The organism is Sphingobacterium sp. R2 (assembly GCF_040760075.1).
In the GTDB taxonomy this organism is placed as follows: Bacteria; Bacteroidota; Bacteroidia; order Sphingobacteriales; family Sphingobacteriaceae; genus Sphingobacterium.
In genome coordinates this window covers 1,003,127-1,017,310 of the sequence record NZ_CP142884.1, presented here as the reverse complement: position 1 = coordinate 1,017,310, position 14,184 = coordinate 1,003,127, and the positions used below count along the sequence as shown (strand labels likewise).

General features: G+C 38.8%; 14 protein-coding genes. 8 read left to right on the top strand and 6 right to left on the bottom strand.

The features are described 5' to 3' along the window. Nucleotides 1–72 precede the first annotated feature (72 nt). Nucleotides 73–342: a YtxH domain-containing protein gene (locus tag VXM68_RS04185; protein WP_293957245.1), complete on the top strand. Its 270-nt coding sequence runs from the start codon at nt 73–75 to the stop codon at nt 340–342. Between the two features lie 49 nt (nt 343–391). Here VXM68_RS04185 and VXM68_RS04180 read toward each other — a convergent pair whose 3' ends face one another. Next, nucleotides 392–529: a hypothetical protein gene (locus VXM68_RS04180; RefSeq protein ID WP_367210549.1), complete on the bottom strand. Its 138-nt coding sequence runs from the start codon at nt 527–529 to the stop codon at nt 392–394. Here VXM68_RS04180 and VXM68_RS04175 point away from each other — a divergent pair. Next, nucleotides 528–947, top strand: a complete 420-nt coding sequence (locus tag VXM68_RS04175) for a hypothetical protein (protein WP_367210548.1) — start codon at nt 528–530, stop codon at nt 945–947. The two genes, VXM68_RS04180 and VXM68_RS04175, sit on opposite strands and share 2 nt — an antisense overlap. After that, on the top strand, nt 937–1,440 hold the full coding sequence (locus tag VXM68_RS04170) for a hypothetical protein (protein ID WP_294185976.1): 504 nt from the start codon (nt 937–939) through the stop codon (nt 1,438–1,440). The genes VXM68_RS04175 and VXM68_RS04170 overlap by 11 nt, the downstream gene beginning before the upstream one ends. A 28-nt stretch (nt 1,441–1,468) precedes the next feature. Here VXM68_RS04170 and VXM68_RS04165 read toward each other — a convergent pair whose 3' ends face one another. Further along, nucleotides 1,469–2,392, bottom strand: a complete 924-nt coding sequence (locus tag VXM68_RS04165; RefSeq protein WP_367210547.1) for a GDP-L-fucose synthase family protein — start codon at nt 2,390–2,392, stop codon at nt 1,469–1,471. A 203-nt stretch (nt 2,393–2,595) separates the two neighbouring features. Between VXM68_RS04165 and trmB the strand changes: the two genes are divergently transcribed. The 5 genes from trmB to VXM68_RS04140 all read left to right on the top strand — a co-directional run bounded on the left by trmB (nt 2,596) and on the right by VXM68_RS04140 (nt 11,082). Then, a complete protein-coding gene (gene trmB, locus VXM68_RS04160; RefSeq protein WP_367210546.1) occupies nt 2,596–3,252 on the top strand; it encodes a tRNA (guanosine(46)-N7)-methyltransferase TrmB in 657 nt (218 codons plus the stop codon). 638 nt (nt 3,253–3,890) lie between these two features. Further along, a complete protein-coding gene (locus VXM68_RS04155; protein WP_367210545.1) occupies nt 3,891–7,157 on the top strand; it encodes a SusC/RagA family TonB-linked outer membrane protein in 3,267 nt (1,088 codons plus the stop codon). Nucleotides 7,158–7,168: 11 nt separating this feature from the next. Beyond that, nucleotides 7,169–8,707, top strand: coding sequence for a SusD/RagB family nutrient-binding outer membrane lipoprotein (locus VXM68_RS04150; RefSeq protein WP_294185968.1), 1,539 nt, complete (start codon nt 7,169–7,171; stop codon nt 8,705–8,707). Nucleotides 8,708–8,771: 64 nt separating this feature from the next. After that, entirely contained in the window at nt 8,772–10,262 is a 1,491-nt protein-coding gene (locus tag VXM68_RS04145) for a DUF5689 domain-containing protein (RefSeq protein WP_294185966.1), read from the top strand. 124 nt (nt 10,263–10,386) lie between these two features. Further along, entirely contained in the window at nt 10,387–11,082 is a 696-nt protein-coding gene (locus VXM68_RS04140; RefSeq protein ID WP_367210544.1) for a DUF937 domain-containing protein, read from the top strand. Nucleotides 11,083–11,210: 128 nt separating this feature from the next. Here the strand turns inward: VXM68_RS04140 and VXM68_RS04135 are convergent, their stop codons facing one another. The 4 genes from VXM68_RS04135 to VXM68_RS04120 all read right to left on the bottom strand — a co-directional run bounded on the left by VXM68_RS04135 (nt 11,211) and on the right by VXM68_RS04120 (nt 14,183). Next, the gene (locus VXM68_RS04135; RefSeq protein WP_293957236.1) at nt 11,211–12,197 is read right to left on the bottom strand and encodes a rhodanese-related sulfurtransferase; all 987 of its coding nucleotides are present in this window, start codon (nt 12,195–12,197) and stop codon (nt 11,211–11,213) included. A 95-nt stretch (nt 12,198–12,292) separates the two neighbouring features. Further along, the gene (locus VXM68_RS04130; RefSeq protein ID WP_046673143.1) at nt 12,293–12,508 is read right to left on the bottom strand and encodes a DUF3820 family protein; all 216 of its coding nucleotides are present in this window, start codon (nt 12,506–12,508) and stop codon (nt 12,293–12,295) included. Beyond that, a complete protein-coding gene (locus VXM68_RS04125) occupies nt 12,508–13,263 on the bottom strand; it encodes a glycosyltransferase family 2 protein (RefSeq protein ID WP_367210543.1) in 756 nt (251 codons plus the stop codon). Before VXM68_RS04125 ends, VXM68_RS04130 begins: the two co-directional genes overlap by 1 nt. A 5-nt stretch (nt 13,264–13,268) precedes the next feature. Further along, nucleotides 13,269–14,183: a sugar transferase gene (locus VXM68_RS04120; protein ID WP_367210542.1), complete on the bottom strand. Its 915-nt coding sequence runs from the start codon at nt 14,181–14,183 to the stop codon at nt 13,269–13,271. Nucleotide 14,184 lies beyond the last annotated feature (1 nt).

The following is a 14,184-nucleotide window of genomic DNA, read 5'->3' as shown; positions in this document are numbered from 1 at the left end:
TGCTTTGATAATTGTATTATTAACGAGGACTATATTCGTCTTAATAGAATTAGAACTTTAAAACAAAAAGAAATGAATGACACAAGTAAAGTAGCTTTGGCGTTGTTAGCCGGTCTTGCCGCGGGTGCCGCTTTGGGAGTTTTGTTTGCTCCAGACAAGGGATCAGATACAAGAGATAAAATAAATGATTCATTGAGCGATTTGAGTGATGCTATTCGTGAAAGAGCGGAGGAGCAATTTGATCAGTTGAATGATTTTAAAGAGAAAATTGTTTCTACATTGAAAGGTAAGTTGAATCAGGCAGAAGATGTGCTGGATGATGATATCATCGAACATGCATAGTTTGCAGATTATTCAAAAGAATAATTGGTGTAGAGTACATATTATCAGGCTATTTCGCGACATAGCTGTGTACGATAACTGCACGCTCTTCATAAGTATAGAGTAGTGCTGTGCTGCGGTAATCAGATACAGCGTTTTCGTTTTTTTCGTTATGGGCTGAAGTAGCCTGAATAAATTTTAAATGCATGGAAGAAGAAAAATTTTCACTTAGTGGTACGTTTCAAAAGACCAAGGAGTATATTGACTCCCAATTTAAACTTGTCAAATTAAAAACCATTGAACGTTCTTCTCGTTTAATTGCGAGTTTAGTGGTGGATGCAACTAAGCTTATTTTTAGCTTATTTGTTCTGTTTTTCTTATGTTTAGCGTTAGGTTTTTGGCTTGGTGAGTTATTGGGGAGCTATTCATTGGGTTTTTTGGCAACAGCGGGTATCTTTTTAGTGATCATTATCTTAATACGGGTTTTTGAGCCTATGCTGGAATCAAAATTTATGGATCTTTCCATTCGACGTTTTTTGGCTAAATGGAACGATGAAATTGAAGAAGAAGAGGAAGAAATGCGTACAGAAAAATTTGATAGAGAAAGGGCTACAAATGAACAATAAACAGACCAAAATACGTAATTTACAGGAACTTAAAGCTGAAATATTGCGCTTAAAAACATTAAAGAACGAGCAGGAAATCTACCTAAAGGCTCAGTTTACTTTGCTTAATAATAAAATAGAGGCCCCCATCCGTTTTTTCAATACTTTGAAAAATAATATCCCTGGCGCGAATATTATACAGCAGATGTTTGCTAAGAGTAATAATCCAGATTCTGATTGGTTAACAAAGATTTTACGTATCGGGGTACCCTTTGTAATGAACCGATTGTTTCTAAAAAATACAGGTGTTTTTAAAAAGGCGCTCATGTTGTTGTTATCGGAGCGTGCAGTAGGCCAGATCAATCAAGATAAGATTAGTGGTCTTATTGGAAAGTTAACGAGTTTTATTCGACCTAAAAAGAAGAAAAAGAATAAATTTGCTCAAGCGCAAAATGCAGCTATAAAGGATGAAGTCAATGAATACGGCATTCCTTCTTATAGTGAGACTTACTAATGAGGTGTTATTTTTGCTATTTGGCGATTTATTTTTGCAAAAAATCAGTGTAAGCGAGTTGAATACCCTCCCGAAGGTTGACTCTGTGCTTCCATCCGAGTGCATGTAGCTTTGATACATCCATGAGCTTGCGTGGTGTACCATCGGGTTTAGAACTGTCGAAAGTAATATTACCTGTGTACCCAATTACATCTTTAATCATTTCTGCGAGATCCTTTATACTTATATCTTCACCTATACCGATATTTACAAATTGCTTTTCGTTGTAATGATTCATTAAGAAGACACAAGCGTCTGCTAGGTCATCAGAGAATAGAAATTCTCTTAAAGGTGTTCCTGTACCCCAGATAACAACCTCATCTAAGTTATTGGCTTTCGCTTCATGAAATCTTCTAATCAACGCCGGTAACACATGTGAATTTTGCGGATGGTAATTGTCGTTAATTCCGTAAAGATTTGTTGGCATTACGGATATATAATTGCAGCCGTATTGATCCCGGAATGCTTCTGCCATTTTTATACCTGCAATTTTGGCGATTGCATAGGGCTCATTCGTCGGCTCTAGGATGCCTGTTAGCAACATGTCTTCTTTTAAAGGCTGGGGGGCCATCTTTGGATAGATACAGCTGGATCCTAAGAACATTAACTTTTTAATATTATTGTCGTAGGATGATTTGATGACGTTATTTTGAATGGCTATATTTTCGTAGATAAAATCAGCGCGATAGGTATTGTTAGCCATAATCCCACCAACCTTAGCGGCAGCGAGAAAAACATAATCAGGTCTTTCTTCCTTGAAAAAGTCAGCTACTGCTTGTTGATTGCGAAGATCTAATTCTTGAGATGTCCTAGTAACGATGTTGCTGTATCCCAGTTCTATTAATTTGCGATGTATTGCTGATCCGACCATTCCTCGATGGCCTGCTACGTAAATTTTAGCGTCTTTTTCCACGATAAGTTATTGAGTTTTGCAAACTTAGATAAATTGCTTTTTATATGCAATATAAATCGCCCGTATGAAAGTGATTTATTGATTGCTCTTTCTTTAGTCTATTGGCTTCATGATTTTTCGCCAATCAATGGTATGTTTCCTAGGATAATATTTATTTTTTTAAGCGGGAATATAAGGTTATTTTTGCGGGATATTTATTGAAAATGGGAAAAGACAAACTACGTAAATTTGCTGAAGTTGCTACTTTTGAAAATGTAATTCAACTTGACGCAGGCAAAGAATATAAAGGAAAATGGGCTGAGAAGCAATTTGGTAACAATAATCCGGTTGTTTTGGAGCTTGCTTGTGGTAAAGGTGAGTACACTGTTAATCTAGCAAGATTGTTTCCGGAAAAAAATTTCATCGGTATCGATTTTAAAGGTAATCGTATTTGGCGTGGAGCCAAGACAGCTTTGGAGGATGGCATTCGGAATGTTGCTTTTCTTCGAATACAAATTGAGACTATTCTTGAACATTTTGCTGAAAATGAAATTGATGAAATTTGGATTACCTTTCCGGATCCTCAGCCTCAGGATAGCCGGGAGAAGAAACGGTTGACTGGACCTAAGTTTTTGGATCGCTATAAAATTATCATGAAGCCCGAAGGGATGATGAATCTGAAAACGGATAATGATGGTTTTTATGCCTATACATTGGAGCAGATTGATCTACGGAATCTGAAAAAATATAAAGAAACGACAGATCTTTACCATTCGGAACTAGTGGATAATGTTTTATCCATTAAAACATATTACGAACGGAAGTATTTGGCGCATGACAAGAACATTAACTATGTGAAGTGGAGTTTTGAAAAACGATAACGAATAAATTTACTTCAAAATAGAAAGTCTAAACGAAAGTTTGGACTTTTTTTGTTTTCTTCCGGAGGTGTGGATCTAAAGGCCTGATCGCTCGATTTTAAGCCTTATTGGCAGCTGCGCCCTTGGTGGAATCTATTTTTTCGTATTATACATGAAGGTTGTCTCATGCTTTCTGTATTGTTTGCATATTGTAGTATATATATTTAGTGAGAAGTCCTAATAGCTGCTAAAAGCAGCTGAGAAATTTGCTTAAAACTTTCTTGGAATACCTTCTTCCCTACAGTTGCAGTAATTTTATATGTCCTTTAGGTTCACTTGACTCTTGTGTTGTGTGTTCTGATGTGCGGTTTTAAATAATTTCGATTTATTTCGTTTTTTAAATATTATTAATTATTTTCGATTTGGAAAATAAAAAATAACCAAAAGAAAGAGCACTTTATAGTGTGCCTAATGCGTGATAATCCCTTCATAGTGGGCTTCAAAGCATTTTACTAAAGATTGAAACAGTAATAGTGTGCCTAAAGGAAATGCTATTCGAAATAATTGTTAACAAAAAGAAAACATTAAGTTAAAGCAAACTTTTTGTTAGGGATATATTTTTGTGCCAAATTGAAAATTAACAATTTACACCAATAACTATGTTTAGTATTAACCCTATCCAAATTAATCTAAGGCACTCCTCCTCGAAAGTGCTATTTGTGGCCTTAGCAATTGCCTGCAATATGGATGTAGCTGGGGCAGCGGTTCCATTAGAACGGGGCCACGGCGTTTTTCATTATTTTAATCAGGGGAAGATTAAAATCAAAGGAAAAGTTGTCGATAATAAAACGAAGGAGCCATTGGCTTCAGTATCGATACTTTCAGGTGGGGTGACGAAGGGTTCTACGGATCGAAATGGTAATTTTGAGGTAGATATCGAAGCTGGGGGGAAAGTCCGTTTTCAGATGATCGGATATGAGGCTCAAACAAGGGCATACGATGCTGCGCAAACAAATGTTCACATTGGTTTAAATCCAACATCTGAAGCACTTGATGAGGTTGTGGTCACTGCATTGGGGATTAAAAGACAAGAGAGAGAGTTAGGGTATGCGACAACAGTCGTGAAAGGCGAACAATTAACTGATGCACTTTCCAATAACTGGAGTGACGCGTTGTCGGGAAAAGTGGCTGGATTGAATTTAATGCGTTCAAATGCTGGTCCTACGGGGTCTACCAAAATTATTTTGAGGGGTGAGACGAATTTGAATGGAGACCCTGGGGCATTGATCGTTGTTGATGGTGTCGTTGTAAATGAAGGAAGCGGACGTAAGACGGCAAATTTGGGCGAAAGTACTTATGGTACAGGATCCGATAATATGCCTGCTGACTACGGTTCAGGTATAGATGATCTCAATCCGGAGGACATAGAAAATATAACGGTGCTAAAAGGTGCCAGTGCTGCGGCCTTGTATGGACAACGTGGTGCAAATGGGGCTATTATGATCACAACGAAGTCTGGTGCAAAAGGTAAAAAAGGTATCGGGGTTACAGTAAATTCCAATACTTCGCTTGAAGCCATTAACCGTATGCCTGATTTACAGTATGAATATGGACAGGGATTGGATGGTGCTGATTATTATTCTTATGGTACAACAGAAGATGGTACAAGCACTTCGGGGACAAGTTCCTCCTACGGGCCGAAATTTGATGGTCAATATTTCTATCAATATGATCCGGTTACACAAAAAGTCGGAACGGAACGAACGCTTTGGCGTCCGTATAATAACTTGAAGTCTTTTTTTGATGTCGGAAAAACATTCACCAATTCGGTGAGTATAGACGGTGGAACAGATAAAACATCAGCCCGGTTTTCAGCGACCAATGTAAATAATACCTGGATCGTTCCAAATACGGGTTATAAAAGGAATACCGTAGCGTTGTCGGTCAATTCAAAAGTAAGTGATAAGCTTCAGATCAATGCTAAGGTAAATTATACGAATAAATGGTCTGACAATCTGCCGGGAGCTGGATATGGAAACCAATCTTTGATGTATTGGTTTATTTTCTGGCAGCCAAATGCGGATATGAATTGGTTGAAGGATTATTGGGTGCAGGGGGCAGAGGGACAGAAAATCAAGTATCCATTTTCTTCCTATCCCGAAAATCCGTATGCTATATCTCGAGAGTTTATCAATGGTACTGATCGCCAGGGTGTAACGGGGAATGTTCAAGCCAATTATCAGTTTAATAAACATTGGAATTTGATGTTGCGGAGTTCTTTGGATATGGCTTATGAGAATAGAGAACAAAAAAGGCCTTACGATGCGGGGGCAAAAATGCCTTATGGTAGTTACCGAACCCAGTCCATTTCATCGCGGGAAACCAATTTGGATTTTTTATTAAAATATGAAAATGAGATAAACAAAGATTGGAAGGTGTCCGGAACAGTTGGCGGTAGTACGAATGATAATCGTTATCATAAAGATGAAATGCGTGCAGATTCTCTCACGTATCCAGGAGTTTATGTAATGGCCAATGCAAAAGGACCTATTCTTAACTTACCTTATAAAAGTCATGTGCAAAGAAATGGTGTCTATGGACTTTTTACTGCAGCCTATAAGAACTTCTTATATTTAGACGGAACTTATCGTATTGACTGGGCAAGTACATTGGCGTCTGCAATGGCACCAGATAAGAAAAAATATTTTACTTACCCATCCTTAAATGCAAGCTTAATCGCTTCAGAATTATGGAAATTGCCAAAGGTTATTAATTATGCGAAACTGCGGGGTTCGATTTCAGGTGTGGGAAGTGGTGGAGATGATCCTTATATAATTGATTTTTCTTATGAAAATGCTGGTGGCCAATATCCTGGCGGGCTACAGGTTCCAACATTGATTGTAAATCCTTACTTGCAACCATTACGTACACAATCCATCGAATTTGGTACAGAGGTGCGTATGTTTAAGGATAGATTTGGTTTTGATTTTGCTGTTTATCAGAGTAATACACGGAATCAACAATTGAGAAGGACTATTGATGCTTCTACCGGTGGTAGGCAGAAAGTTGTCAATGCAGGAGAGGTTAGAAATAAAGGGATAGAATTGGCCATGGATGGTACTCCAATTAAAATGAAAGATGGGTTTAATTGGAAAGTATTCGCGACATTCTCTATGAATCAGAATAAAATTATGTCCTTGGCAGACTCGGCTATGATTCTTCAGACAGGACCTGTAGCAGGTGGTCAGTTAGTGGCGAAAGTAGGTGGGTCAATGGGCGATTTATATGGTATTGGTTATAAAAGATCTCCAGATGGACAAATTATTTATGATAGTAAAAGCGGTGTCGCCTTATTGACCGATGATGTGGTTTACTTAGGGAATACGATTCCTAAAGGAAAAGTAAGTTTAGGTAATGAATTTAGATATAAAGGTTTCCGACTGAATTTATTGTTTGATGCACAATTTGGTGGGGTTGCCCATTCCTTGACGCATTATAAATTGGCAGAACAAGGAAAAACAAAAAATACCCTACCAGGACGTTATAGTGGAATTATCGGAAATGGTGTCGTGCAAAATCCGGACGGTACTTATCGTAAAAATGATATCATTGCAACCAATGTGGATGAATATTACCGCTCTCATTACGGGCAGGATAATGCGGAAGGAAGTACCTTTTCTACAAACTTTATCAAGTTTAGGGAAGCTCGATTTGATTACTCCTTTTCAAAAGCTTTTGTTAACCGCTTGAAATTACAAAAGGCCTCAGTCGGTGTTTATGGAAGAAATCTTGTGATTTGGTCAAAATGGCCAAACTTTGATCCGGAATTTGGTACGTTGTCGGGGACAGATATTGTCAAAGGATTTGAAATTGCTCAATTCCCTTCTACGAGAACTTACGGTTTTAACTTAGTTGTAGGCTTTTAACATTATAGACAATGAAACAATCTTTCAATTTCATAGGCATGATCCTAATTGCGATTGCAACGTTTTTGCAATCGTGCGATAAAAATTTCGAAGACATTAATACAAACCCAAATAACAGTGTGAACGCTTATCCATATCAATTAATGCAGCCTGCATTTAGGGATCTCGTTGCATCTAATATGTCTCGTAATCGCTCATTAAATAATGAGTTGATGCAGATAACGGTCAGTATAAGCGATGGTGAGTACCGCATATTCCGTTATGATATACGTAATACAGTTTCTGATGGTCCCTGGAATTCCATCTATCCAGAACTAAAAAATGTGAAAGAAATTTACAGATTAGCGGATGGTGGAATCAATGATAATGCGTCCTACCGTGGGATATCTTTAATTATGCAGACTTGGGGATTTTCTATTTTGACGGATACTTATGGCGATATCCCTTACTCGGAATCCTTAAGGGGATTGGGCGAAGACATCTTAGAGCCTAAGTTCGATACGCAAAAGGAAATTTATTTAGATTTCTTTAATAAATTAGATTCTGCCAATGTATTGTTGTCAAAAAATATGGCAATCAAAGGAGAATATGATCCCATTTATAATGGAAATGTTAGCAAATGGCGCAAGTTTGGAAATTCGTTATTTTTACGGTTATTACTCAGGGTCTCCGGACAATCAGATCCGGCAGTTGCTACATTTGTCCGTTCAAAAATTAAAGATATTCTAGTTGATAATGCATCTTCTTATCCTGTTATGTCAAGTAACGATGATTCGGCTATTCTGCGCTGGACGGGTATGTCTCCCTTGATTTCTCCATTCATGGATGTCAGAGCACAGGACTTTCGCCAGGCATCTTTAGCAAATTATTTTATTGATCATCTGGTTGCTTGGAATGATCCACGGATTAACATTCCTACATACGGTTCAAACGGAGTGAATCGATTGGGAATAGCACCGGTGAGTGGAAATTTTGTCGGTATTCCAAGTGGTTATGCTGCGGGTGAGGGGTGGGAACGTCAGTCCTATTTCTATTCGTACGATCAAACTGTGAATAACCTTCCAGTAAAGACAATGATGAATGAACCGTTGACAGGAATGATTATGAATTGTGCAGAATTGCAGTTTATCAAAGCGGAACTCGCATTGAAAGGATTTTATACGGATAAGGCGGGCGATCTTTATAAAGACGGTGTTATGAAAGGTATTACGACTTGGCTTCCCACTTATACCGAATCTATCGAGGATTACTTAAATAATGGCGATATAAATTGGGACGAAAGCTACAGTTTTGAGAAAAAAATGGAAATGATTCATCTACAAAAGTATTATGCACTATTATTTGTAGACTGTCAGCAATGGTTTGAATTTCGGAGGACAGGCTATCCTTTGTTACCAAAGGGAACTGGCTTAAAAAATGGCGGGGAGATGCCTGCCCGTTTGAAGTATCCAATTTATGTCCAATCGGCAAATCCAACAAACTATAAGCTAGCTATCGCACAGCAAGGTGCTGATGAGATTAATACGAAAGTATGGTGGCAGAGACGATAATAGCTTTTATAATTTTAATGCGTAGATAATGAAAAAATATATTTTTTACATAATAACGGGATTCATGAGCGCGCTAGCTCTCGGCTCTTGTAGCAAAGACGGAAATTATCCAGGTGGGGTAGTTAGTTCGTATATCGGTATTTTTGACGTCAGGAACATTTATAAAGGACAACCTGTACGGATCAATCAAGATAATTTGGATGGATCTACAACAATTGCAGGTGTTGTTGTTTCAGATCATCGGGAGGGAAACTTTCCTGATGGCTACCTGGTTATACAGGACCGTAGACGCTTGCGCCAGTTGCGGGGTATAACGATCCCCTTAGGGAAGGCTGCGGAAAATTATGTGATAGGAGATTCCTTGGAAATTAATATCGTTGGTAGTGAACTGACAAGGGAAAATGGCATTCTTCAGTTAAAAAACGTTGCGGAATCAAATATTGTAAAGATCGCTTCGGATCTGCCAATTCCCAACAATCGCGTAACAGCAAAAGATATTTTGGCAAATCCAGATAAATATGAAAGTACGTTGGTTGCGATCGTAAAGGGCGGTTTTAACCCATTGCCTGCCGCCGGAGATATTCTAGAAGGGCAGAAAACCCTGAATGATGGGTTTGGTAATTTAAATTTGGAGACCAAATCATCGGCAAAATTTGCTAAAAGGAATTTAAGTGTTTTGGCGAATTATTTTGGCGTGATCTTTAATAAACAGGATGCTGAAGGTAAACTCATTCCTTATGAGGTTTTGCGTAAAGAATCGGATATTCAGGAGCTGAGTTCGGTGATTGAACATACCCCTGTGGCTATCTCTGGTTTTGCCAGCGATGTAAAAGGTGGCGATGGAAATTATGAGTATGTTCAGCTTCTGGCAATTGAAGATATTGACTTCTCGAAGACGCCCTATGCTGTCATTGTTAGTAATAATGCGAATGCATCCACGCCGACAGGTGTTCCTGCCAAAGGCTGGGCAACTGGAGGAATGCGGACGTACAAACTGAATATTACTTCTGGAACTGTGACAAAGGGTCAGTATTTCTATGTAGGCGGGAAATATAAATTGATCAATGGCTCAAGCTCAACGGATATTTCTAATGCAAAATGGGTCGTAAATTATGATTACGTTGCAAAAGATGGTTTTGATGGTATAGGAACCAAAACCGGTGGACTTATGGCGAATAGTGGTAACGCATTTGGTATCGCCGTATTTAATACCACAACGGTGACGGAAGCAACAAAACCGGTAGATGTGATGTATATCTCAGGGGGCGGTGCATTGACGGATGGAACGAAAGGTTATCGTATTACAAATAATGATTTTTACGATGTTATCGATCCACTATCTTTAAAGTCCCAACCTTTTTTTATGGCGGGAACCAATAATATCTTTCTAAAATATAATACAGCTGATGTGGGTTATTTTGTGAGTTTGGGAGGGGTATATAATACGTCATTAGCGAGATGGACATCTGCACGGTCTCAGAATAATATAGAGATGACCAAGGCTTCCACATTGAGTGAAATCGAAAATGAATTGTCAACTAAAATTGAACAATAAACGATATAAATAAAGGGGCTGCGGCCCCTTTATTTATGGTATAGATGGCATGCCGTTAGCTAAATATTGGTAGAGCTAAAACATATTTTTATTATCTTCATTATATAACTATAAACGAAGACTTATGAACTTAACAGATTTAGTTACAGGTGGAGTAGGTTCTAAAGCGATAGAGACTATTTCAAAAATTACTGGTGTCAGTGAATCTAAAGCAAAATGGATAGTAGCGGCGGCAGTTCCTTTGATGATTGCAGCATTGAATTACAATGCGAAAAACAAAGGGCAGGCGGAAAATATTGACAATGCCATTGATCAGCATAGCACTAGCGGGATACTCGATAAAATTGGCGATCTATTCGGACAGGGAGGAGCGGAGCAGAATGGATCTGAAGATGGCAATAAAATTGTCAACCATATGTTTGGCCAAAATACTGAAGTCGTGACACAGAATATTGCGGATAAAGCGGGCTTGAGCTCTTCTCAAGTGACAGGCGTACTGGCCACACTTGCTCCAATCGTAATGGGGTATCTAGGACAACAAAAGCAGGCTTCGAGTGGCGGAGGGATTGGTGATCTAATCGGTTCTGTATTAGGTGGCGGAAGTCAGCAAAGTGCAGGTGGCGGTATGTTGGGTGGTATATTAGGCTCTTTTTTAGGCGGTAGCCAAGAAGAACAAGCGCAAGCAACTAAGCAACCGGCATCGGGAGGTGGTGTTACCGACATGTTGGGTGGATTGGCAGGTAGTTTTTTTGATAAAAATAACGATGGACAGGCGAAGGGAAATATTCTTGATTCGATCGCCGGTATGTTTGGCAAGTAAGCTGTGTTCGACTATTATTCGTCATGATAAGAAGCTTGTATGGGATTAAGCTAAGATGGTGCAGATCCTAAACAGGAAGCGGTCGGAAGTTCTACACTTCCGACCGCTTCTTGTTTGTTCAATTTGTATTAATCTTCGGCCGATACTTTCGGTGGAAAATTTTTATGTTTTCTTTTGCTGATTTTATCAATATTGACGGGTTGAGGAACCTTGACATAATATCCTGTTCCGTCATATTCACGCTTATTGGGATTTTCCTTACATGCTGACGAACAGCATCCATCCATTTCCCAGCCGCACTCATCACATTGTGTGAAATGCTCATTACAGGTCGGGTTGGCACAATTGATCATTTTGGTGGTTTGCTTGCCACAGTTAAAACAAGTTGATACCACGGATGGATTGACAGAATTTACATCGACAGTAACGCGATTGTCAAAGACGTAGCATTGACCTTCAAAATCTTCACCACCGGCTTCCTTTCCGTATTTGATAATGCCGCCATGTAATTGATAAACATCCTCGAAGCCTTCTTTTAACAAGAGAGCAGATGCCTTCTCACATTTGATACCGCCTGTGCAGTACGTTAATATTTTTTTTCCTTTATATTGTTCGAGCTCTTTGATTTTCTCCGGGAACTCGCGGAAGTTGTCAATATCTAGGGTAACAGCATTTTTAAAATGACCAACATTGTGCTCGTAATTTGAGCGTACATCCAATACAACCACATCCTCTTGGTCTTTCATGGCCAAGAAATCCTTAGGTTCGAGGTGCACACCGGTTTGACGGTTGGGGTCAATTTCTTTCGGATCACGCAAACCAGAGTGAACGATTTCGGCTTTGTAGCGGCAGTGCATTTTAATGAATGACGGTTCTTCGACATCGTCAATTTTAAATTCTGTTTTGTTAAAACGTCCATCTGCATAAATTGCATCCATGTAGCTTTTACATGCTTCAATAGTGCCGGAAACAGTTCCATTAAGACCTTCGTCAGCTACAATGATACGGCCAACTAAACCCAGTGATTTACAAAATTCTAAGTGATCTGATGCAAATTTTTCGGCATCCTCGATAGGGCTGTAACAATAGTACAGCAAAGTTTGATATTGTGTCATGATATTCATTGATACCGCTGCAAACGGCGTTTAATGCTAAAAATAAATTTAGTGCAAAGCTACAAAAAATAATAAGTGGAATAAAATGACCTTCGTCATCTTTTCTTTAACGGTTCGAGCAGGTATTCCAAGCCATTAAGCTTTATTTCATAGAGTGTCGCTAACTGCTGACCTAGTTTTCCCTTTGGAAAGCCTTTTTGGTTATACCAGACTAGATAGGGCTCAGGAAGGTTACATAACGTGTAGCCCTGATATTTACCAAAGGGCATCTTTACTGTAACAAGTTCGGTTAAAATTTCAGGATTTAACATTAGTCTTGAGGTTTTCCATAATTAAGACGGTACCAAATAGCTTTTAGTGCGATGATGCCATGATTAAATAAATTGGGAATGGTCCCATAGTTTTGTTTGAAAATAGCAAAGCGCTCTTTCAAGGATTCCTTATGTCTTTGCTTTGACATTCCGCCCACAAGATATCGGGCTACATATTGCTGTGCATTGACTGATTTTTTAGCCTTTTTGGCACAACGAATAACCCAGTCAATATCAGCACATAATTTATAATTGAGATCGTATGGCTCGGCAATGTCGCGTTTGATATAGATGGCCTGATGGCATATATTCATACCATAGCGAAAGCTTTTCCAGTTAAAATGAGCTGGGATTTTATGTCTCCGTTCACCAACAATATTCCGGTGTTCGTCTATAAGTATAGTTTCGCCATAAAGAATATCGGCGTTGTCACTCAGCTTAGCTAGGTTCTCAATGCTGTTGAGATCATATATTTCATCACCGGAATTTAGAAAAAGAACATAATCACCTGTTGCTAATGCTAATCCCTTATTCATTGCATCATAGATCCCCTTATCCTTTTCGGAGAGTAGAACGGTGATTTTATCCCTGTATTTTTGGATGATCTCTAATGTCCCATCAGTTGATTGTCCATCAATGACAATATACTCTATATGATCATAGCTCTGATTGACAACAGATTTCAGGGTGTGTTCTATGTCACGCACATTGTTGTAAACGACAGTTATAATCGAAAATTTAGGATGAGCAGACATGTTTTTTATGTATTGAATTTATTCATTTTCTTCTTCAGGAATCGGATGCCACGGTTGAATAAAGATCCTTTCCGATGTGCATAGAAATACTTGATGGCCTCATAAGCTTGCTTGTTTTCTGAAATTTCCGTCGGAAAATACCGTACAGGGCTTTCTGCTAGTGTAACCTGATAAGTTGCTTCCGCAGCTGTATGTGTACCCGAACCATCGTTGCCAATATTCTGTGTCATCGAATTCCTTGGATACAAAACTAACCCATTTTTTTTGAATACAGAAGCATACCAGCGTATCGCCCAAGAGTTGATCTTTCCGGCCTTAAATTCCTGCACTTGTTTCCAGAAGTTTTCTTTACCCTCGATACTGAATTGATGTATCTGCTCGGGCGTAAAATCCGATACAAGTTCATCAATATTCGGATTGAAATGTTGCCAGGCGCGGTCCCAGGTTGCCCAGCCCCAACTATTGGCGACCCGAAAAAAGAAGGTCTCAGGCAGTTTATTTAAATCTTTTAGCGGATAACCATAACCGCTGATCTCCATCACTTGATCTTCATCTTCATAACGCGTAAGGGCTTGATTAAAATAATCCAGGGCAAACGCAGAAGTTTCCAGGTCATCTTCTAAAACAATAATCTTTCCATGTGCATTGACCACTTTTGTAACACCATCGATTACATTGGCTGCCAAACCCCAATTTTCTGTTCGTTCGACAATAATAACTTCTTTGAAGTTCCAGGACTCGTTGATAATCTTTCGGACTTCAGTAACAGCTTGAACAGATTTTTCGTTTTTTGCAGCATCCGAATAGATGTAAAGTGTAGTCTGGTCCGCAAGTTTATTCTTTTCTAAAGCTGAGAGCGTTCTTATCGTATGATCAGGACGATTGTACACAAAAAGTATGACTGGAGCAATACTGTTCATT